Origin of the sequence: Acinetobacter sp. WCHA45, from assembly GCF_002165255.2 — a bacterium.
Classification (GTDB): domain Bacteria; phylum Pseudomonadota; class Gammaproteobacteria; order Pseudomonadales; family Moraxellaceae; genus Acinetobacter.
On the sequence record NZ_CP028561.1, the window covers coordinates 612,927 to 634,898 of the forward strand.

Below are 21,972 nucleotides of genomic sequence, written 5' to 3' on the forward strand. Positions count from 1 at the left end.
TCAAAAAACAAACACTTAAATTATTTTGGGTGAAGAAAGAAACAGATTGTTTAACATTGGCACAAAATCTATACTAAAAATTCATTCTGTCGGAAAAAGCAGATGGAATTAAAAAATATATTAAAATTCATAATTTTAATAAAAATATAACAAAAGTGCTTAACCGTGTATCAGTTTGGTGAACGCCTACTTGTTTACAATGTAAACGTGTGTATATTGCAAAACATAAACCAATGTATCTGTCAGATTTTTATAGATAGATTCACTCTAATTGTAGGGGTATACAAATGAGCCAAGAAGAAAAGTTACCAAAAATTTTGATCGTTGAAGATGACGAACGTTTAGCTCGCTTAACACAAGAGTATTTGATTCGTAACGGTCTAGAAGTTGGGGTCGAAACAGATGGTAATCGTGCGATTCGCCGTATTATCAGTGAGCAACCAGATTTAGTTGTCTTGGATGTGATGTTACCAGGTGCAGATGGTTTAACCGTTTGTCGAGAAGTTCGTCCACATTACCATCAACCGATCTTGATGTTAACCGCACGTACAGAAGATATGGATCAGGTACTTGGTTTAGAAATGGGTGCAGATGACTATGTTGCTAAACCCGTTCAACCACGTGTTTTATTAGCTCGTATTCGTGCTTTATTACGTCGTACTGATAAAACAGTTGAAGACGAAGTTGCTCAACGTATCGAGTTCGATGATCTCGTGATTGATAACGGTGGCCGTTCAGTGACTTTAAACGGTGAGCTGGTTGATTTTACGAGCGCTGAATATGACTTATTGTGGTTGCTAGCTTCAAACGCAGGACGCATCTTATCTCGTGAAGATATTTTTGAGCGTCTCCGTGGTATTGAATACGATGGTCAAGACCGTTCGATCGATGTGCGTATTTCACGTATTCGTCCAAAAATTGGTGATGATCCAGAAAATCCAAAACGTATCAAAACTGTGCGTAGCAAAGGTTATTTATTCGTTAAAGAAACTAACGGGATATAATTTGCATCTTGCTTTAAATTAGCTTGGATTTATTTCCCTTATGGTAAGTCGAGTACTAAAAAACAGCATTTTCTTGCGAATTTATGCTGGATTAGTGGTTTTAGTTGTTGTTGTTGCCGCATTTTGTTATTTGCTGGTACAAGTCATCAACTATCAACGCGCGCAAGAATATCGTGAATATCTGACGGATGGTATTTCATATGTCATCAGTGAGGGGGTATCTCGACAGCCTCAAAAACAACAAAAGCTAGATTGGATTTCTGATGCTTCCGATTTATTAGAACTTCCAATCTACTATGTTGATGCAGCACGTGTAGAGCTTTCTCGTACTGAGAAAAAGCGGATTGCTGAGCAGAAATCGGTGGTTCGTTATGATGCCAATAATGGTGTGGGTTATATCATTATTGGTCTGAAAGATGATGCGAAACATTATCTTTATATCAAAGTGGATAAGCTCGGCGAGCGCCAAATGAAGGCATTGCCAATTTTTGTACTGGATTATTTGATTTTTTATCCGGGGCAAGAGCGTGAATATTTAGAAAGAATTAAAAAACATTTTTACTATCCGATTACGATTGCCAATATTAAAGATATTAATCTAGATTCAGAGCAAATCGGTCGTTTACGTCAAGACCAAAGTATTCTGTTATATAAGGATAGTGCAACTGTACGTGGTACAACGATTTCAATTGTTTCTCCAATGCCAAATCATCCTGCACAAGTTCTTATCTTAGGTCCAGTTCCAATGTTTAATTGGATGCCTTTTCAGCTTTCAGCAGGTATTACCTTATTTAGCTTATTCTTATTAAGTCTAGGTGTTTACGGTTTAATTCTACCGCTTGAGCGGAAAATTCGTCAGGTTCGTCATGCCCTGAATAAAATGAAATCGGGTGACCTGTCATTACGTGTTCCGATTGAAGGCACAGATGAAATGGCAAATTTGGCATCAAGTTATAACAATATGTCAGACCATATCCAGCGCCTGATTGAGGCGCAACGGGAATTAATGCGCGCAGTGTCGCATGAACTCAGAACGCCTGTGGCGCGTATCCGCTTTGGTATGGAGATGCTGGCAGAAGAGGATGACTATAGTTACCGTATTCAGCAGGTGGAGATGATTGATAAGGATATTGAGGCACTCAATACCCTGATTGATGAGATCATGACCTATGCGAAACTGGAGCAGGGTACACCATCTTTGGACTTTGAGGACCTTGTGCTGGTCGAAGTACTCGATCAGGTTGCAATGGAAACTGAAGCACTGAAGACTCAAAAAGAAATTGAGTTAATTGCACCGCCGTTGTCATTATCTGTAGATGCTGAACGTCGCTATTTGCATCGTGTGGTACAAAACTTGGTTGGAAATGCCGTTCGTTATTGCGATCATAAAGTTCGAATTAGTGGTGGTGTTCGTGCTGATGGTAAGGCATATGTCTGTGTAGAGGACGATGGACCAGGCATTCCAGAGCAAGAGCGCGCACGTATTTTTGAAGCCTTTTCTCGTTTGGATGATAGTCGTACACGCGCATCAGGTGGGTATGGTTTGGGTTTATCAATCGTGAGTCGTATCGCGTATTGGTTCGGTGGAGATATTATGGTAGACCAAAGCCCTAACTTAGGTGGCGCACGTTTTACCATGACATGGCCAGCGAAGCGTTATAAACAGAACATAAAAAAATAGTTTTAATTCATTTAAGCTTGTATGAAGAATATAAGAAAGCCAAAGCATCAAGCTTTGGCTTTAATTTTTTATGAAGCATAAATATTGCTTATTCATGAATAGATGAATCAGGCTCGATTAATGGATGACCAGACCTTAAGCCATTCAGTGCATCTATATTAAAATCCAGAAGTAATGAATTATTTTTTACGTCTATTTTATAACTTTTAATCAATGGTTGATCGCCATTTAATGTTTCAACTTTATAGCTATCAGCAATGTTTAGAATACTTTCAAGATTGGTTGTTGTTGCCGCAAAGTCTTCTCTAAAGACTTCATAGATATCTCTTAGGTCGAAAATTGCATTATCAGCATCAGGGTGTTTTCGAATATAACTTTCAATGTGCCGCATCAGCAGCTGTGAAAAAAAGAAATAATCTGAGTCATGTGTATATTCTAAATGCATATTTTTCTCCTTGTTTGCTTCTTTTAGAATACTCATCTATTGCGTCGGCTGTGTATAAAGATAATTAAAGTATTTTGCTGAATTGCAACATATTATGTCGAAATGACCACCCAATTTCGGCCCTGTCTTTTTGCCTGATAAAGTGCATCATCCGCTTGATTGAATAAATGCTTCATCGCTTGATGGTTCTTAGGCATGCAAATACACAGGCCAATGCTGAGCTGGATGAAAAATGCCGTTGTTGATCAATTGAAATAGCGGTTTGGCTCTTGTGTTGGCGAATCTGTTCAGCACAGGCGTAGGCAGCCTTAAGGCTGGTGTCTGCCATAAAAATGGTGAACTCCTCGCCACCCAAACGTCCGAGCAGGTTATTCGGTCTAAGCTGTACCTGAATGGTTTGGGGTTTAAACGCTTTAAGTCGTTGCCTGAACGCCGCAAAGGCGAGTACGCTTAGCCAACAATCGCACCGATAAAGCTGGTGGGGCGTCATGTTTGTGGAGGACGCTTCAGTAACTCTAGCAAAACCGAGTTGGCAGGTTTAAATGAAGCCAGAAAAGTTAAGTGTGGTGTGGCACTATTATATAAAATTTGTTTAAATTTTCACCATAAATTCGTATCAATGCAATGATTTAGTTCATGCCGCCATGTTTTTTGGCATACGGAATGGAATTCAAATGTTTTTAGAGTACAGATAAAGAAAAAAATGATTGATATGTAATACTTGATTTGATAATTCGATTTTTAAGGGTGAATTGGCAGTGATCTGGTAGAGAACCGTAAATTTATGGACAAAATCATCCGAAAGACTAAAGCGCATCAACTAGCATGCGAAATTAGAAATCAGGTACAATTGGCGGGATTAATTTTGTGTTTGGTGTATTTGAAGGCCAATACATACATTCTTTGTTAAAAATAGGCCTGCCAGGAGTTATCCCCGCATGAGTGCCATTACTCCATACGATTGGGCGATTATCGCTTTCGTGATCGGCGTTACATTTCTTTGCGTTTTTATGCTGACAGTCCCTTTACTCCTTGGGGGTAAAGCATGGGGGCGTGCCAAGCAAGAGCAGTTTGAATCAGGCGTAGTAGGTGCGGGCGGTGCTCGTATTCGCTTGTCAGCCAAATTCTATCTCGTTGCCATTTTCTTTGTTGTTTTTGATCTTGAGGCTCTCTATCTCTACGCGTGGTCTACATCTGTGCGTGAAGTAGGGTGGTTTGGATTTACCACGGTTGTGATTTTTGTGGTTGATCTCTTGATTGCCTTGATTTATGCCATTTCTGTTGGTGCGTTGAACTGGGCGCCAGTAGATCGTCGTAAATCTGCAGGTGTAGCAATGAAAATTGGTTCGCCAAATATGAATATTGCTGAGATCACTCGATTCAATAACATTGAAGAATTGGTTGTCGATCCTACAGGTCATATTCCAGCACAGTCTTCTGGTCGTGTTAAATCTAAAACACCGACTACATCATCATTTAAACAGGAGTAAGTCGGGATGAAATATACTTTAACCCGTGCGAATCCAGATGCCGATCAATATCCATTACAAGATCGTCAAATCGTAACTGATCCTCTTGAGGAAGAAGTGAATAAAAGTGTGATGATGACACGTCTTGAAGATGTGTTGCATACCGCAGTGAACTGGGGGCGTAAAAACTCTTTATGGCCTTTTAACTTCGGTACATCATGCTGCTACGTTGAATATGCAACTACATTAACTGGCGTTCATGATTTATCACGTTTTGGTGCAGAGGTTATTCGTGCTTCACCTCGTCAAGCGGATTTGATGATTGTTGCAGGAACTTGCTTTGTCAAAATGGCACCTGTAATTCAACGTTTGTATGAACAAATGTTGGAGCCAAAATGGGTGATTTCAATGGGTGCTTGTGCAAACTCTGGTGGTATGTACGACATCTATTCTGTGGTGCAAGGTGTAGACAAGATTATTCCTGTTGATGTGTACATCCCAGGCTGTCCACCGCGTCCAGAAGCATTAATCCAAGCATTGATGTTACTTCAAGACCAAATTCAACTAGAGCGCCGTCCACTTTCAGCGGTGATTGGTGATGATCTTCAGCCTGTTTATAAGCCAAAGATGATGCCAGAACGCGATCGTAAAAATGCTGATCGTATTGCGGTAAAAAACTTACGCTCTATGGATGAAATTAAATAATTTAAACGATGAATTGTGACATGTCTGAAGAGATATGGTCATCGTGGAAATTGACAGAATTTGTATTAAATAGGAAGCCAAGCCAATGGCTGAAACTGACATTGCTATGCCAGAATCGACTCAGGTTGATTCACGCCCAGCATTTGCAATTGTAGAAGAGCTCAAAACCAAATTTGGTGAGAACTTCTACGTGCAGGCGACTTGTGAAGAGTTTCCAACTGTCTGGGTTGAGCGCGCACGCGTGCAAGAAGTCCTCATGTTCCTCCGTAAAGTGGAACGTCCTTATGTGATGCTGTTTGACTTGTCTGCGGTTGATGAGCGTTTACGTGTTCACCGTGATGGGTTGCCTCCATCTGACTTCACAGTGTTCTATCATCTATTATCGCTTGAGCGTAATAGTGATATCCGTATCAAAGTTGCGTTGAATGAAAATGATTTAAACATTCCAACGGCAACCAATATTTGGCCAAATGCCAACTGGTACGAACGTGAAGCTTACGATATGTTCGGGATCAATTTCGAAGGGCATCCAATGCTCCGTCGTATCTTGTTGCCGACTTATTGGGAAGGTCATCCATTACGTAAAGAATATTCTGCGCGTGCGACAGAATATACGCCGTATATGCAAGACCAAGCGAAACAGGATTTTGAACAAGAACACCTACGCTTTGTGCCTGAAGACTGGGGTCTAAAACGCGGCAATGCTGATGAAGACTTCATGTTCTTGAACTTAGGTCCTAACCATCCATCTGCACACGGTGCGTTCCGTGTCGTATTGCAGTTGGACGGTGAAGAAGTGAAAGACTGCGTACCTGATATTGGTTATCACCACCGTGGTGTGGAAAAGATGGCTGAACGTCAGACATGGCATTCATTTATTCCTTATACTGATCGTGTTGACTACTTGGGCGGTTGTGCGCAAAACATGCCTTATGTGATGGCAGTTGAGCAGCTTGCTGGTATTAAAGTACCCGAGCGTGCGCAAGTCATTCGTGTGATGTTAAACGAATTATTCCGTATCAATAACCACTTATTATTCTGCGGTACAGCGATTCAGGATGCGGGTGGTATGACCCCTGTATTCTATATGTTCGCAGACCGTCAAAAAGTCTATGACATCGTTGAAGCGATCACGGGTTACCGTATGCATCCAGCATGGTTCCGTATTGGTGGTACGGCGCATGACCTTCCAAACAACTGGCAAAAACTTGTTAAAGAATTGCTAGAGTGGATGCCAAAACGTTTGAACGAGTACTACACTGCGGCACTTAAAAACTCAGTATTTATTGGTCGTACCCGCAATGTTGCGCAATACGACGCTAAATCTGCGTTGGCTTGGGGTGTAACGGGTACTGGTTTACGTGCAACGGGTATTGACTTTGACGTTCGTAAATATCGTCCATACAGTGGTTATGAAAACTTCGACTTTGATATTCCAGTGGAATATGAAGGCGATGCATATGCACGTGTCTTGGTTCACTTCCGTGAAATTACTGAGTCGTTGAAAATTATTCAACAGTGCTTGGATAACATGCCATCTGGTCCTTATAAAGCGGATCATCCACTGGCTGTTCCACCACCAAAAGATAAGACATTACAAGATATTGAAACCTTGATTACGCACTTCTTGAGCGTATCTTGGGGTCCTGTCATGCCTGCAGGTGAGTCATCATTTATGACTGAAGTGGTGAAAGGTGCGAGCACTTATTATTTGACTTCAGACAAGTCAACCATGAGTTACCGTACTCGTATTCGTACACCGACTTTCACGCATTTACAGCAAATGCCTTCTGTGATTAATGGCAGTTTGGTTTCTGACTTGATCATTTATTTGGCGACCATTGACGTGGTTATGGCTGACGTGGATCGCTAGGGGTAAACGATTATGATGATTTTGACTGATAAAAAACCTCGTGTGAATGTTGAAGGGATTTTGACTGCTGAAGAAATCCATGACATTGAACACCATATTGATCACTATCCGTATCCACGCGCAGCTTCTTTGGATGCTTTAAAGTGTGTACAACGCCGTAATGGTTGGGTAGATGACGCTCAAATGAATGCGATTGCGCAATTGTTGACAATCAGTGTGGCGGATTTAGAGGGTGTAGCAACGTTCTATAACCGTATTTATCGCCAACCTGTAGGTCGTCATGTGATTTTGTTATGTGACTCAATTGCATGCTTCTTGATGGGTGCAGAAACTTTAGCAGAAGCATTTCAGCGAGAGTTAGGCATTCAGTATGGACAAACCACAGCAGATGGTCGTTTCACCTTGCTCCCAATTTGCTGTTTAGGCAACTGTGATAAAGGTCCAACGTTAATGATTGATGAAGATACTCACGGTTTAGTGGATGTGTCATCAGTTAAACAGTTATTGGAGAAGTATGTATGAATACTGAACCAAAACCAATTTATGGCGACGGTAATCCAGAAACTCATCCACTCACTTGGCGTTTGAGTAAGCAAGATGCGGTACGCAATGCTGATGAATACGAAGCTTTAGAAGGTTATGCAGGCTTCAAAAAAGCGCTCAGCATGCCACCAAAAGATGTACTTGACGTGATTAAAGCTGCGACAGTTAAAGGTCGTGGTGGTGCAGGTTTCCCAGCAGGAATTAAATGGTCGTTGATGGCACCGAATGATGGTGGTCCACGTTATTTAATCTGTAATGCTGATGAAATGGAACCAGGTACCTTTAAAGACCGTTTGTTGATGGAAAAACTTCCACATCAATTGATCGAAGGTATGTTGATTGCAGGTTATACCCTTGAAGCAACGCATGGTTATATCTTCATTCGTGGTGAATACATCGAAGCAGCTCAATACTTAAATGAAGCATTAGAGCAAGTTCGTGCCAAAGGTTACTTGGGTGAAAACATCCTCGGTACTGGTTGGAACTTTGAGATGTATGTTCACACGGGTGCAGGGCGTTATATCTGTGGTGAAGAAACTGCATTGATTAACTCGCTTGAAGGTCGTCGTGCCAATCCGCGTACTAAACCACCATTCCCACAAGTTGCTGGTGCATGGGGTCGTCCAACGATTGTCAACAACGTCGAAACCTACAATAACTTGCCAGCAATCATGTTGCGTGGGCCAGAGTGGTATATCAACCTTTCTGCACATAAATCCAAAGATCCAGGTACTAAGATTTATGGTGCATCAGGCAAGGTCAAGTTCCCAGGACTTTGGGAACTTCCTTTTGGTACCACTGCGCGTGAAGTGATTGAAGATCATGCGGGCGGTATGCGTGACGGTCTAACACTGAAAGCATGGTTACCGGGTGGCGCATCAACAGATTTCTTGGCGGCTGAACATATTGACCTGCCAATGGACGCTGAAAGCATCATGAAAGCAGGTTCACGTTTAGGAACATGTTTGTTGATGGTGGTTGATGAAACCCAATGTATGGTCTCTGCAACGCGTAACTTAGAAGAGTTCTTTGCACGTGAATCATGTGGTTTCTGTACACCGTGCCGTGATGGTTTACCTTGGGCAGTCAAAGCGCTGAAAGCACTCGAAACAGGTACAGGTAAGAAAGAAGATATCGATCATTTACAAGAACTGACGCGTAAATTATGGATCGGTAAAACTTTCTGTGCTCATGCACCAGGTGCGATGGAGCCGCTTATGGGCGCATTAAAATATTTCCGCCATGAGTTTGAAGCAAAGGTTAAAACCCATGCTGCTGCTCTTGATGTAGAACAAGCTTAAGGAATTCGACTATGGCTACAATTCATGTCGATGGAAAATCGTATGAAGTCAATGGCTCTGAAAACTTGCTACAAGCATGTCTCAGCCTTGGTATCGACATCCCGTATTTTTGTTGGCACCCATCCTTAGGTTCTGTTGGTTCTTGTCGTCAATGTGCTGTTACGCAATATAATAATGCGGAAGATACACGTGGGCGCTTAGTCATGTCTTGTATGACACCAGCCGCTGACAATACTTACATTTCGATTGAAGACAAAGAAGCAACTGATTTTCGTGCATCAATCGTCGAATTCTTAATGACCAACCACCCACATGACTGTCCAGTCTGTGAAGAAGGTGGTCACTGTCATTTACAAGATATGACGGTGATGACGCAACACGATCGTCGTCGTTATCGCTTCACGAAGCGTACCCATCATAACCAAGAGCTGGGTTCGTTTATTGCACATGAAATGAACCGCTGTATCGCGTGCTATCGTTGTGTACGTTACTACAAAGATTATGCGGGTGGTACAGACTTTGGTGTCTATGCCAATGCATCACGTGTTTATTTCGGTCGTCCAGAATCAGGTACTTTGGAATCTGAATTTTCTGGTAACTTGACTGAAGTCTGTCCGACTGGTGTGTTTACTGATAAGACACATTCTGCACGTTATAACCGTAAATGGGACATGCAGTATGCTCCAAGCGTATGTCATGGCTGTTCTTCGGGCTGTAACATCTCACCGGGTGAGCGTTATGGCGAAATCCGTCGTGTTGAAAACCGTTTTAATGGTTCAGTAAACCAATACTTCCTGTGTGATAAAGGTCGTTTCGGTACAGGTTATGTGAATCGTGAAGATCGTCCACGTCAACCACGACTACAGCTTAAAGATAACATTACAACTTTGAGTGTCGATGCTGCATTAGATCAAGTAATTGTTGAGTTGAAAGGCCAAAAAGTCTTGGGTATCGGTTCTCCTCGTGCAAGCTTGGAATCAAACTACGCACTTCGCCAACTTGTTGGTCAAGCCAATTATTCAACAGGTATGTCTCAAAAAGAGCAAAATCTGGTTGAATTAGCTGCATCAATCATGCAAACACAGGGTATTTACAACCCGAACATGCGTGAAATTGAAAGTTACGATGCGGTGTTGATCTTGGGTGAAGACTTAACTCAAACTGCGCCACGTATGGCTTTATCAGTTCGCCAAGCAGCGAAAAATAAAGCCAAAGAAATGGCAGCTAAAACACGTACACCCGATTGGTTGGCAGAGCCTGTACAACGTATTGGTCAAGATGCTAAATCTCCAATCTATATTCTTGCTGCAACGCAAACACGTTTAGCGGATGTGGCAACGGGTGAAGTCGTTGCATCGCCAAATGACATTGCACGTTTAGGTTTCGCGGTTGCGGCTGCTGTTAAAGGCGAAGCGCTTTCTGGTTTGGCTGATGATGCAAAAGCATTTGCACAGACTATTGCAGATACCTTGAAAGCAGCGAAAAAGCCTTTGATCATTTCTGGTACGAGTTTACAAGATCCTGCGATCATGGAAGCTGCGGCTCAAGTCGCTTTAAATCTCGGCGAAAATGCAGGGCTGTCGTTGACTGTTCCTGAAGTGAACTCAATGGGCTTAGCATTATTCGGTGGTTTAAGTTTAGAGCAAGCCTTTGCGCAAGACTACGACACACTGGTTATTGTTGAAAATGACTTGTTCCGTCGTTTACCTGCTGCTCAAATCAAAGCTGCATTTGACAAGGCTGAGACTGTGATTGTATTGGATCACAGCGAAACTGAGACCGTGAAGCTTGCAGACATCGTTCTTTCAGCAGCAAGTTTTGCTGAAGGTGATGGCACTGTAGTGAGTCAAGAAGGCCGTGCACAACGTTTCTATCAAGTGTATGACCCAAGCTACTACAAGCCTGAATATGCGATCAAAGAATCATGGCGTTGGTTACATGCTGTTGAGACAGGTCTTAAAGGTAAAGCAGTCGATTGGACATTGCTTGATGATGTAATTGATGACATCGTGAAGAATGTTCCTGTGCTTGAAGCCATTCAAGATGTTGCACCTGATGCTGGATATCGTATCCATGGCCTGAAGATTGCGCGTGAACCACGTCGTTATTCTGGTCGTACAGCAATGCGTGCGCCATTATCTGTTCATGAACCTAAACAGCCAACTGATCTAGATTCAGCATTAACGTTCTCGATGGAAGGTTATGTCGGTAATCAGACAGCTTCTTCGCTAGTACCTTTCGCATGGTCTGCAGGTTGGAACTCACCACAAGCTTGGAATAAATACCAAGATGAAGTGGGTGGTCACTTAAAAGGCGGTGATTCGGGTGTACGTTTATTCGATCGCTTAGCAAAACGTCCTGCACGTAGCTATGTTGCACCGACTGCCGTGGTTGTGAATCCTGAAAGCTTCCGTCTTGTGCCAATGCACCATATTTTTGGTTCTGGTGAATTCACGATTAAAACACCAGCAATGGAATCACGTATTCCTGAAGCGATGTTTGCCGTGGGTGAACAAGATGCAACGCGCTTAAATGTTCAAGATGGTCAACGTATTACAGTGAAAGCAGGCGAAACGAGCATCAGCTTACCTGTACAAGTCATCGAATATTTACCAACAGGCTATATTGGTTATCCAATTGGTCTAGCACCAACCGTTTCATTGGCAGAGCCTGTGTCTGTGGCAGTAGGAGTGTAATTCATGAATCAAGAAATTATACGTCAAACGCCACTTTGGGCTGAGAACTGGCCAATCGCTTATTCAGTGATTCAAGCAGTTGTGATCCTGTTGGTGGTGGTTTTGGTTGCTGCGTTAATGTCATTTATTGAGCGTCGTCTCTTGGCGTTATGGCAAGACCGTTATGGTCCAAACCGTGTTGGTCCGGGTGGTATGTTCCAGATCGTTGCCGACATGCTCAAGATCATGTTCAAAGAAGACTGGACACCAAAGTTTGCCGACAAGCTGACTTTTCGTTTAGCACCAGCAGTTGCGATGGCAACTGCGGTACTTTCGTTTATGGTCATCCCAGTAAGTCCTACACTGGGCGTTGCGGATATGAGTATCGGTCTATTGTTCTTTATGGCAATGGCGGGTATTGCAGTTTATGCAGTGCTATTTGGTGGTTGGGCGTCTAACAACAAATACTCGTTACTCGGTGGTCTTCGTTCTGCTGCTCAAACTATTTCTTATGAAGTGTTCTTGGGTATTTCATTGATGGGTGTGGTTGCCATTGCAGGCTCATTCAACCTACGTGAAATCGTTGAAGCTCAACGTGATGTTTGGTTTGTTATTCCACAATTCATTGGTTTCATTATCTTTGTTATTGCTGGTGTTGCAGTGACGCATCGTCATCCATTTGACCAACCAGAAGCTGAGCAAGAATTGGCGGAAGGTTATCACGTTGAATATGGTGGGATGAAGTGGGGGATGTTCTTCGTTGCGGAATACGTCAACGTTGTTTTAATCTCTGCACTGATCGTAACGTTATTCTTCGGCGGATGGCTTGCACCATTTAACTTAGAAATTCCATTTGTTCCACCAGTTTTTTGGTTCATCATCAAAACAGCATTCTTTGTAATGATGTTTGTATTGGCGCGTGGTTCTTTAATGCGTCCACGTTATGACCAAGTGATGAATTTTGGTTGGAAAGTTTGTTTGCCATTGGCGTTGGTCAACTTGTTAGTGACTGGTGCTGTGATTCTGATGAATCAGGCCTAGGACAGCAGGGAGTACAAAATGTATAAAATTCTAGCTGGATTTGGATCGATTGTCCGTTCGTTGTGGATGGTGTTTAGCCATGTAACACGTAAACGTGACACGATTTTATATCCAGAAGTACCAGCTGAACAAATTGTGCCTCCACGCTTTCGTGGTCGTATCATCTTGACGCGTGATCCAGATGGTGAAGAGCGTTGTGTGGCATGTAACCTTTGTGCGGTTGCATGTCCTGTTGGCTGTATTTCATTACAAAAAGCGGAAAAAGAAGATGGACGTTGGTATCCAGAATTTTTCCGTATTAACTTTTCACGCTGCATTTTCTGCGGTATGTGTGAAGAAGCTTGTCCTACAACTGCAATTCAAATGACTCCAGATTTTGAACTTGCTGAATATGTACGCCAAGACTTGGTTTATGAAAAAGAAAACTTATTGATTTCTGGCCCAGGCAAATATCCTGACTATAACTTCTACCGTGTCACTGGTATGGCAGTAAATGGTAAGGAAAAAGGTCAAGCACAAAAAGAAAGTGCACCAGTTGATGTACGGAGCTTATTACCATGATGTGGCCATTTTATTTGATGGCACTTGTGGCCATCGTATCGACAATTCGTGTTGTGACAAATGCGAATCCCGTACATGCTCTTTTAAGTTTAATCGTTTCTTTACTTGCTGTTGCTGGTATTTTCATGATCGTAGGTGCGCCTTTTGCTGGTGCGCTTGAGATTATTGTTTATGCTGGTGCAATCATGGTCTTGTTCGTCTTCGTGGTCATGATGTTGAACCTTGGACAAGATACGGTTGAACAAGAACGTAAATGGTTAACTTCTGATGCATGGGCATATCCTGCATTAATGAGTTTCTTATTGGGCTTGGTTTTGGTTTGGATGTTGGGTGGAGAATACACCACGATTTCTGCACCAATGGGGACAGAAATTGTAGGTCCTAAAGCAGTCGGTCAAGCATTATTTACTCACTATCTATTATTGGTAGAAGTTGCCGCGATGTTATTGCTTGCAGCCTTAGTTGCTGCATATCACCTTGGCAAACGTGAACCAAGTGCAGAAGAGGATAAAGAATAATGGGACACATCCCTTTAGAACATGGTTTGATTGTTGCAACCATCCTTTTTGCACTCGGTTTTTACGGTGTAATGGTGCGACGCAACCTATTATTTATGCTAATGAGCCTTGAAGTGATGATGAATGCTGCTGCATTGGCATTTGTTTTGGCAGGTAGTGTTTGGGCTCAACCAGATGGACAAGTGATGTTCATTTTGATCCTAACGCTTGCTGCGGCAGAGGCGTGTATTGGTCTTGCGATCGTCCTTCAGTTTTATCATCGCTTCCATCACTTGGATGTGGATGCTGCTAGTGAGATGCGCGGATGAGTACATTATATTTAACCGTTTTATTCCCGCTCATTGGTTTTATCCTGTTAGCGGCAGGGCGTAACAAACTGTCTGAAAATGTCGCTGCCATTATTGGTGTCGGTTCAGTTGGTTTATCTGCCTTATTTGCTTTAATCGCTGGCCTTGCATTTACCAGCAGTGGCCAAACTGTTTTTGTTCAACACTTATGGACGTGGTTCAGTGTTGGCGGTTTTGAGCCAGGCATCAGCTTGCACCTCGATGGTTTGTCATTATTAATGACGGGCATGATCACAGGTGTTGGTTTCCTGATTCACATCTTTGCATCATGGTATATGCGTGGTGAAGAAGATTACGCACGTTTCTTCTCTTATTTCAACCTGTTCGTTGCCAGCATGTTGTTGTTGGTACTCGGCGATAACTTGGCGTTATTGTTCTTAGGTTGGGAAGGCGTAGGTCTGTGTTCATACCTCTTGATTGGTTTCTACTACTCAAACCCTGCAAATGGTTGGGCAGCAATCAAGGCATTCACCGTAACACGTGTGGGTGATGTTTTCTTACTCATCGCATTGTTCTTGCTCTATCAACAGTTTGGTACGTTGAATACACAGTACATTGTTGAACATGCAGCGACTGTGATGACGCAAAGCTCATCATTGTCGATTTGGACAGCATTGATGTTGTTCTTAGGTGCGGCAGGTAAATCAGCGCAAATTCCATTACAAACTTGGTTAGCTGATGCGATGGCTGGTCCTACACCAGTATCTGCATTGATCCATGCTGCAACAATGGTGACAGCGGGTGTGTACTTATGCTGCCGTATGTTCTCTGTGATGGAAATGGCACCAGAAGTGATGCAGTTCATCTCGATTACAGGTGCAGTAACCTTACTTGTAGCTGGTTTTGCTGCATTGGTTCAAACCGATATCAAACGTATCTTGGCTTACTCAACTATGAGTCAGCTCGGTTATATGTTTATGGCGGTGGGTGCTGAGGCGTATCAAGCTGGTTTATTCCATATGCTTGCTCACGCATTCTTCAAAGCGTTATTGTTCCTTTCTTCGGGTGCCGTAATTCTTGCATGTCATCACGAACAAAACATTTTCAAAATGGGTGGATTACGTAAAAAGATTCCATTCGTATTCTGGTGTTTTATCATCGGTGGTGGCGCATTAGCTGCACTTCCAATCGTAACAGTTGGCTTCTTCTCTAAAGATGCGATTTTAGGTGCAGTATATGCACAGTCTACGATTGCAAACCTTCCACTTTATAACACGTTGTATTGGGTCGGTGTTGCTGGCGCATTCTTAACGTCTATCTATACCTTCCGTTTAATCTGGGTGGTATTCTTTGGCGAAGAAAAAACCCATGCACATGCCATTCATGGCGTGACTTACTGGGCACCGCTTGCAATTCTTGCGACCTTATCAACAGGTATTGGTTATTTCTTACAAGCACCTGTTGCAAAATTATTGACTGCTGCAAGTATTCCAAGCTTTGTTGTTCCTGAAGCTTTAGAAGAAGCCGTTGCACATGCAGAACATTTAGCAAGTGGTGTTGCCCTTGTTGGTTTGGTTGTTGGTATTTTCTTATTTGCCTTTGCGTATGGTGCGGTTAAATCATTTGCTCAAACGTCTTTGGGTTCTGGTTTAGCGCACATTTGCCGTACCGCATTTGGTTTTGATGCTTTGTATGACATCGTTTTTGTAAAACCATATTTATTGATTGCGAAAATCTTAGGTCGTGATCCAATTGATGGTTTATGGTTAGTGCTACCTGCACTTGTGAAAGGTGGTAATAGCTTTACAAGTTCGCGTCAAACAGGTTCATTGCGTGAATACGCATCAAGCATGTCACTCGGTGTAGTGGTGTTATTGATGATCTTGATCGTGATTCAGGTTGTGGGGAAATAAAATGGAAAACAATTTAATTTTACCCGCACTGATTTTAGTTCCTTTCATTGCTGGTTTTATTTGTTGGTTGGTTGATAAATTTGACCAACATTTGCCACGCTGGATTGCCTTGATTGGTATGCTCATTACCTTTGGTTTGGGTATTGCACTATGGCAAACTGGTACATATAGCTACGAGTTGGGCGGTAAAGTCCCAACTTGGGCTGCTGAATTCCATCTCCCGTGGATTCAGTCTTTGGGTATTAGCATTCACTTGGCTGTGGATGGTTTATCTCTACTCATGGTTTTACTTACAGCATTACTTGGTGTACTTGCTGTTGGTTGTTCATGGGGTGAAATTCAAAAGAATGTTGGTTTCTTCCACTTAAACCTCCTTTGGAGTTTAGGTGGGGTTATCGGTGTATTCCTTGCAATTGACTTATTCTTGTTCTTCTTCTTCTGGGAGATGATGCTTGTACCAATCTATTTCTTGATTGCGTTATGGGGTCATAAAGGCTCGAATGGTCGTTCACGTGTTTATGCTGCAACTAAATTCTTCTTATATACACAAATTGCTGGTTTGATCATGTTAATCGGTATCTTAGGCTTAGTGGTCTATGGATATATGATGACAGGTATGATTGGTTTTGATTACAGCTACTTATTGGCTGTTGCAAACCACTTACCACCAGAAGTTGCATATGCATTTATGTTGTGTTTCTTTGTTGGTTTTGCAGTTAAATTACCTGTATTCCCATTACACGGTTGGTTACCTGATGCGCATGCACAAGCACCAACAGCGGGTTCTGTGGACTTGGCTGGTATTTTGATTAAGACAGCAGCGTACGGTCTACTTCGTTTCGTAATTCCATTCTTCCCAGCAGCGTCAGCTCAGTTTGCTGATATTGCAATCATTTTGGGTTTAATTGGTATTTTCTACGGTGCATTCTTGGCCTACCAACAAACAGACATGAAACGTCTGCTTGCGTATACGTCTATTTCACACATGGGTTTCATTTTACTTGCGATTTATGCAGGTAATATTCTGACTTTCCAAGGTCTGATGATCATGATGTTGGCACATGGTTTGTCATCTGCTGCATTGTTCATTATGTCGGGTCAAGTGTATGAGCGTTTACACACACGTGATCTACGCTTAATGGGTGGTCTTCGTGGTCAACTGCAATATTTACCATTCTTCTTGATGTTCTTTGTTGCAGCACTTGTCGGTGTACCTGGTCTAGGTAACTTTATTGGTGAATTCTTAATTCTTATGGGTTCATTCAAAGCTTATCCTGCATTCACAATCATTGCTGCAGTAAGTTTAGTATTTGCAGGTCTTTACGGTCTGATTCTGATTCACAAAGCACTTTTTGGCGAACCAAATGCTGAACAAAAGCAACACTATCCGAGTCCACTGAAAGATTTATCAGTACGTGAAGTGAGCATTTTGATGATCTGTGTGATTGGTTTACTTTGGTTAGGACTTTACCCACAGACATTCTTGGATATGTCACATTCAAGCATGCAGTGGTTAGTCAATAGTTATATGCCAGTACAAGAAGTTGTTGAAACTGTTCAACAGACTGCAACTCAACTTGAACAAGTGGAGATGCGATAAACCATGAACTTCACTCTTTCTTTTTCTGAGCTTATGCCGCTTGTCCCAGTGATGATTGTGGCATTGACCTCTGTTGTTGTGATGTTATTGATTGCGATTAAACGTAATCATAATCTGATTGCAACAACGACGGTGGTCGGTTTAAACCTTTCTGCAATTTTTATTGCATACACCATGTTTAGTGGACACTTTGTTCCTGCGAACGTGATGGGCATGTTTATGGTTGATCCATTTACCATGCTCTACCAATTCCTGATTTTGATTGCTGCTTTGGCTTGTAGCACGCTTTCACATGCCTACATTGAAACGTACAAAGATAATCGTGAAGAACTTTATATCTTGTTACTTTGTTCTGTAGCAGGTGCGATGTTGATGGTTGCTAGCTCTCATTATGCTTCGTTCTTTATCAGCTTAGAATTAATGTCAATTCCTGTGTACGGTATGTTGGCTTACACGCATCAACGTAGCCAATCTTTAGAAGCGGGAATTAAGTATCTTGTACTTTCAGCAACTGCATCTGCGATGTTGTTGATGGGTATGGCATATATCTATGCGTATACAGGTTCATTGTCATTCTATGATTCTGTTCAAGCTTTGATGACTGCGATCAAGCAACCAATGGTGCTATTAGGTTTAGGTCTCATTATCTTTGCTGTTGCATTTAAGCTTTCACTTGCACCATTCCATAAATGGACGCCTGATGTGTATGCAGGTGCACCAGCACCTATGGCGACATTCTTAGCTACAGCTGCCAAAGTTGCAACGATTGGTTTATTTGTACGTTACTTATTAAGTTCTGGTGCAATCTTAGTTGAATCAATAGTGACTGTTTTGACAGTCATTGCTGTGTTATCAATTTTGGTCGGTAACTTACTTGCAGTACGTCAAGTTAACTTAAAACGCATCCTTGGTTATTCATCAATTGCACACTTTGGTTACTTGTTGATTGCTTTGATTAGTATGACGTATGCAAGTTTAGGCAGTGTAACGGTTTATGTGATTACTTATGTACTCACCACAATCGGTGCATTTGGTGCAGTTGCGTTAATGTCTAGTCCATATAACAACGTTGATGAAGCACAAAGTCTTGCAGACTACCGTGGTTTGTTCTGGCGTCGTCCGATCTTGACTGCAACATTAACCGTGATGATGTTGTCATTAGCAGGGATTCCATTAACTGCAGGTTTTATTGGTAAATTCCTTGTGATAATGGCGGCTGTAACAACTCAACATTGGTTCTTGGCTGCAATGGTTGTTGTCGGAAGTGGTATAGGCTTATATTACTACTTACGTGTCATGGTGGTGATGTATATGACTCCACCAGAAACACCTCGTATTGATGCTGATGCACATTGGGGAACTAAAGTTGGTGGTATCATGGTACTTGGTGCAGCATTGCTTGTATTATTACTTGGTATCTACCCAGATCCAATGATCAATTTAGCATTGAAATCAGAGATTCTTTCTCCATTACATTTCATGTTATCTCAGCAACAGTAATCATCCGATAATCTGATTTGTACAAAAAAGCCTCCAAAATTTGGGGGCTTTTTTTAATGAAGAGTAAAAAAACACTCTATAATACTCAAAGATTAATATTAGTTAGGTACTTACTCGTGTCGATTCAAGAAATTCGCCATCCGCTTATTCGTCATAAACTTGGTTTATTACGCCGTTCAGACATTAGCACAAAGAACTTCCGTGAATTGGCGCAAGAAGTCACGATGCTACTGACTTATGAAGCGACTAAGGATCTACCTGTTGTGGATCATGAAATTGATGGTTGGGCAGGTAAAGTTTCGACTCAACGTATCGCAGGCAAGAAAATTACCATTGTTCCTATCTTGCGTGCTGGAATTGGTATGCTTGAAGGCGTACTGAGCTTGATCCCAAGTGCCAAAGTGAGTGTATTGGGTTTAGAGCGTGATGAGGCGACTTTAGAGGTTCGTACTTACTATAAAAAATTAGTACCTGATGTTGCGAATCGCTTAGCAATGATTATTGATCCAATGCTCGCAACGGGTAATTCACTTATTGCGGCAATTGATGTGCTCAAGGCAAGTGGTTGTAAAGATATTCGTGTTATGGTTTTGGTTGCTGCACCTGAAGGTGTTGCAAAAGTAGAGGCTGCGCACCCTGACGTACGTATCTATACGGCATCAATTGACCAAGGTTTGAATGAGGATGGCTATATCGTTCCAGGTCTTGGTGATGCGGGTGATAAGATTTTTGGTAGTGTTCAAAAAGATTAATTTTTGAAAATATGCTTAAAACAGAGACTTAATCCAACCGTACTGTTTTCAGGGGAGGATTTAAAGTCTCTTTTTTTATATACTGAAATACAGTACTTGCAAAATTAGGTGAATGTCATGAAGAAAGAATTTTATCAGGGAAAAGTTAAACAATATAATCCAGACAAAGGGTTTGGTTTTATTGCAACTGCTGAAGGCGAGATCTTTTTTCATATTTCAGATTTTCCTGCATCGGAAGGTGAGCCGAAACGAAATGAAAAAGTAAAATTTGTAGCCCTAGAAAATAATGGAAAATTTAAAGCAGTACAAATTGAACGAGTAGATCCGAATCCTGCAAAAACTAAAAAAAATAAAATATTGGCTCATAATCAATCGATTACATCAGAATTGTTATCAAACTTTCGACGTTAATCATCTAGATAAAATATGGAGAGAATTTTCTTGATCTCCATATTGATCCATTAGGCTTTGCAAATGAGAAAAGAAAATATGTTTGTTGAAGGTAAAATTAAAAAATATAATTCAGAAAAAGGGTTTGGCTTTATAGCGCTTGAAGGGCAGGCAGATATCTTCTTTCATATTACAGATTTTCCCACAGCAGGCGGTGAGCCAAAAGTCGGCGAATTACTTAAATTTCTTATTGTGCAAGATAAAGATAAATTTAAAGCAGCAAATATTGTTCGGTTAGATTTAAAGAGCTCTCATCCTTCTAGTCATTTTTCCTCTAATTCTGAGATCTCTTCTAATGCAATTTTACCAAATAATCCTCAATCTCGTTCTAAAAAGAGAATGATCGTTACGGTCATTGGTTTAATGATTATTGCGGTTTTAGCAGTTCTGGTCTTTAAAAAATATCAGTCTTATCAACAGTCACAAAGGTTAAAAGCAGCGCAGTTGATTGAAGAGCAAAAGAGGATTGTGGAGGCTCAGCGTCAGGCTTTGGGTGATTTACCTGAAGTAAAGTTATCTGAAAAAACGGAGCAAGCTTTAAAAGCAATACCAACACCACCGGTACACCATGATCAAAAACGATTAGAACAGCAAGCTGCCACCGCGCAAACCCAATTTAGTTGTGATGGGCGAACTCACTGTTCTCAAATGCGTTCGTATGAAGAGGCCGTCTTCTTTTTAAGGAATTGTCCAAATGTGAAAATGGATGGAAATAATGATGGTGAACCATGTGAGCGCCAATTTAGACATTAAAATAAAAGATCAGGCTTAAACCTGATCTTCACAAAAATGTAAAAAGGCTTTGAGTCCAGGACCTTGGTATTTTTGACGATGTACCAGCATAAACAGGGGACGGGTGAGTTCCCAGAAAGGTGTATCCAGAATGACCAATTGCCCTTTTTCCTGAAGCGGTTCAATCGCAAGCCGTGATACACAAGTCATCCCCAGACCATTGGCAACAATTTTCAGGATGGCTTCATTGTGACCGAGGGTTAAACGGATATTGGCATCTGGTAGATCTTGTAAAATCGCATTGTCAAAAACTTCACGTGTGCCTGAGCCTTCTTCACGTAAAATCCATTCAACCTCATGGAAATCTGCTGGTGTAATTGGGCGATCTAACTTTGCTAGAGGATGATCAGGCGCACAGCAAACTGCAAGCTCATCATCTCGCCAATGGATACATTGCAATTGAGGCAAATGACACGAACCTTCGATCAAGGCTAAATCAAGCTGAAATTGATTCACTGCTTCAATCATTTGGCGAGTATTGCCGACTTGTAATTGAAGATGGGCTTGAGGATGATGCTGTAAAAATTCAGCCATCAGATCAGGCATTAAATAATCACTGATCGTTAAGGTTGCGCCTAAACGTAAATCAATGCTTTGCAGTTCACCTTTAGCAGCTTGTTCAAAGGATTCGCAGCGACCCAAAATTTCTAAAGCTTGAGGTAATAAAAAACGCCCCAAATCATTCAGTTGTAAACGCTTGCCTAAACGGTCAAATAAAGGCGCACCTAAGCCATCTTCTAAATCAGCTAAAGCCATACTTGCTGCACTTTGTGTCAGTCTGACAGCATCACTCGCTTTGGTTACTGTTCCTTCTTGTGCAACCGCCACGAAAACAGCCAATTGGCGTAAGGTCATGCGCATG

At 41.8% G+C, this 21,972-nt stretch carries 20 protein-coding genes and 1 pseudogene; 18 read left to right on the forward strand and 3 right to left on the reverse strand.

The genetic code is table 11. From position 1 onward, the window contains the following. Positions 1-287 precede the first annotated feature (287 nt). Both bfmR and bfmS read left to right on the forward strand, forming a co-directional pair. Positions 288-1,004 carry a response regulator transcription factor BfmR gene (gene bfmR, locus CDG55_RS04300; protein ID WP_004655457.1) on the forward strand — a complete coding sequence of 239 codons (717 nt, stop codon included), beginning with the start codon at positions 288-290 and terminating at the stop codon, positions 1,002-1,004. A gap of 40 nt (positions 1,005-1,044) precedes the next feature. Beyond that, positions 1,045-2,685: a sensor histidine kinase BfmS gene (bfmS, locus tag CDG55_RS04305; RefSeq protein ID WP_087536820.1), complete on the forward strand. Its 1,641-nt coding sequence runs from the start codon at positions 1,045-1,047 to the stop codon at positions 2,683-2,685. A gap of 88 nt (positions 2,686-2,773) precedes the next feature. Here bfmS and CDG55_RS04310 read toward each other — a convergent pair whose 3' ends face one another. After that, on the reverse strand, positions 2,774-3,130 hold the full coding sequence (locus CDG55_RS04310; protein ID WP_087536821.1) for a hypothetical protein: 357 nt from the start codon (positions 3,128-3,130) through the stop codon (positions 2,774-2,776). A 92-nt stretch (positions 3,131-3,222) separates the two neighbouring features. Continuing rightward, positions 3,223-3,530, reverse strand: a pseudogene (locus CDG55_RS15455) (GGDEF domain-containing protein); the annotation flags it as partial. Positions 3,531-4,068: 538 nt separating this feature from the next. Between CDG55_RS15455 and ndhC the strand changes: the two are divergent. The 16 genes from ndhC to CDG55_RS04395 all read left to right on the forward strand — a co-directional run bounded on the left by ndhC (position 4,069) and on the right by CDG55_RS04395 (position 21,071). Next, a complete protein-coding gene (ndhC, locus tag CDG55_RS04320) occupies positions 4,069-4,620 on the forward strand; it encodes an NADH-quinone oxidoreductase subunit A (protein WP_004914305.1) in 552 nt (183 codons plus the stop codon). A gap of 6 nt (positions 4,621-4,626) precedes the next feature. Continuing rightward, positions 4,627-5,304, forward strand: coding sequence for a NuoB/complex I 20 kDa subunit family protein (locus CDG55_RS04325; protein WP_004881335.1), 678 nt, complete (start codon positions 4,627-4,629; stop codon positions 5,302-5,304). 85 nt (positions 5,305-5,389) lie between these two features. Then, entirely contained in the window at positions 5,390-7,177 is a 1,788-nt protein-coding gene (gene nuoC / locus CDG55_RS04330) for an NADH-quinone oxidoreductase subunit C/D (RefSeq protein WP_087536822.1), read from the forward strand. Positions 7,178-7,189: 12 nt separating this feature from the next. Continuing rightward, on the forward strand, positions 7,190-7,699 hold the full coding sequence (gene nuoE, locus CDG55_RS04335; protein ID WP_004675093.1) for an NADH-quinone oxidoreductase subunit NuoE: 510 nt from the start codon (positions 7,190-7,192) through the stop codon (positions 7,697-7,699). After that, positions 7,696-9,021, forward strand: a complete 1,326-nt coding sequence (nuoF, locus tag CDG55_RS04340; RefSeq protein ID WP_004682953.1) for an NADH-quinone oxidoreductase subunit NuoF — start codon at positions 7,696-7,698, stop codon at positions 9,019-9,021. Before nuoE ends, nuoF begins: the two co-directional genes overlap by 4 nt. 11 nt (positions 9,022-9,032) lie before the next feature. Then, positions 9,033-11,717, forward strand: a complete 2,685-nt coding sequence (gene nuoG / locus CDG55_RS04345) for an NADH-quinone oxidoreductase subunit NuoG (RefSeq protein ID WP_087536823.1) — start codon at positions 9,033-9,035, stop codon at positions 11,715-11,717. A 3-nt stretch (positions 11,718-11,720) separates the two neighbouring features. Beyond that, positions 11,721-12,737 (forward strand): NADH-quinone oxidoreductase subunit NuoH, encoded by a 1,017-nt coding sequence (nuoH, locus tag CDG55_RS04350; RefSeq protein WP_087536824.1) that lies wholly within the window; start codon positions 11,721-11,723, stop codon positions 12,735-12,737. 18 nt (positions 12,738-12,755) lie between these two features. Next, positions 12,756-13,298, forward strand: coding sequence for an NADH-quinone oxidoreductase subunit NuoI (nuoI, locus tag CDG55_RS04355; protein ID WP_004663751.1), 543 nt, complete (start codon positions 12,756-12,758; stop codon positions 13,296-13,298). Further along, positions 13,298-13,816, forward strand: a complete 519-nt coding sequence (gene nuoJ, locus CDG55_RS04360; RefSeq protein WP_171287534.1) for an NADH-quinone oxidoreductase subunit J — start codon at positions 13,298-13,300, stop codon at positions 13,814-13,816. The genes nuoI and nuoJ overlap by 1 nt, the downstream gene beginning before the upstream one ends. Beyond that, positions 13,816-14,124: an NADH-quinone oxidoreductase subunit NuoK gene (nuoK, locus tag CDG55_RS04365; protein WP_004638057.1), complete on the forward strand. Its 309-nt coding sequence runs from the start codon at positions 13,816-13,818 to the stop codon at positions 14,122-14,124. Before nuoJ ends, nuoK begins: the two co-directional genes overlap by 1 nt. After that, positions 14,121-16,016 (forward strand): NADH-quinone oxidoreductase subunit L, encoded by a 1,896-nt coding sequence (gene nuoL, locus CDG55_RS04370; protein WP_087536826.1) that lies wholly within the window; start codon positions 14,121-14,123, stop codon positions 16,014-16,016. The genes nuoK and nuoL overlap by 4 nt, the downstream gene beginning before the upstream one ends. A gap of 1 nt (position 16,017) precedes the next feature. Beyond that, positions 16,018-17,616: an NADH-quinone oxidoreductase subunit M gene (gene nuoM, locus CDG55_RS04375; protein ID WP_087536827.1), complete on the forward strand. Its 1,599-nt coding sequence runs from the start codon at positions 16,018-16,020 to the stop codon at positions 17,614-17,616. A 3-nt stretch (positions 17,617-17,619) separates the two neighbouring features. Further along, on the forward strand, positions 17,620-19,116 hold the full coding sequence (gene nuoN, locus CDG55_RS04380; protein ID WP_087536828.1) for an NADH-quinone oxidoreductase subunit NuoN: 1,497 nt from the start codon (positions 17,620-17,622) through the stop codon (positions 19,114-19,116). A 116-nt stretch (positions 19,117-19,232) separates the two neighbouring features. Further along, positions 19,233-19,868, forward strand: coding sequence for a uracil phosphoribosyltransferase (gene upp / locus CDG55_RS04385; RefSeq protein ID WP_004663741.1), 636 nt, complete (start codon positions 19,233-19,235; stop codon positions 19,866-19,868). A 117-nt stretch (positions 19,869-19,985) separates the two neighbouring features. Continuing rightward, positions 19,986-20,279 carry a cold shock domain-containing protein gene (locus CDG55_RS04390; RefSeq protein ID WP_005158613.1) on the forward strand — a complete coding sequence of 98 codons (294 nt, stop codon included), beginning with the start codon at positions 19,986-19,988 and terminating at the stop codon, positions 20,277-20,279. A 78-nt stretch (positions 20,280-20,357) separates the two neighbouring features. After that, a complete protein-coding gene (locus CDG55_RS04395; RefSeq protein ID WP_087536829.1) occupies positions 20,358-21,071 on the forward strand; it encodes a cold shock domain-containing protein in 714 nt (237 codons plus the stop codon). 15 nt (positions 21,072-21,086) lie between these two features. On the opposite strand, the gene gigC is transcribed toward CDG55_RS04395, so the two are convergent. Then, positions 21,087-21,971 (reverse strand): LysR family transcriptional regulator GigC, encoded by an 885-nt coding sequence (gene gigC / locus CDG55_RS04400; protein ID WP_087536830.1) that lies wholly within the window; start codon positions 21,969-21,971, stop codon positions 21,087-21,089. Position 21,972 lies beyond the last annotated feature (1 nt).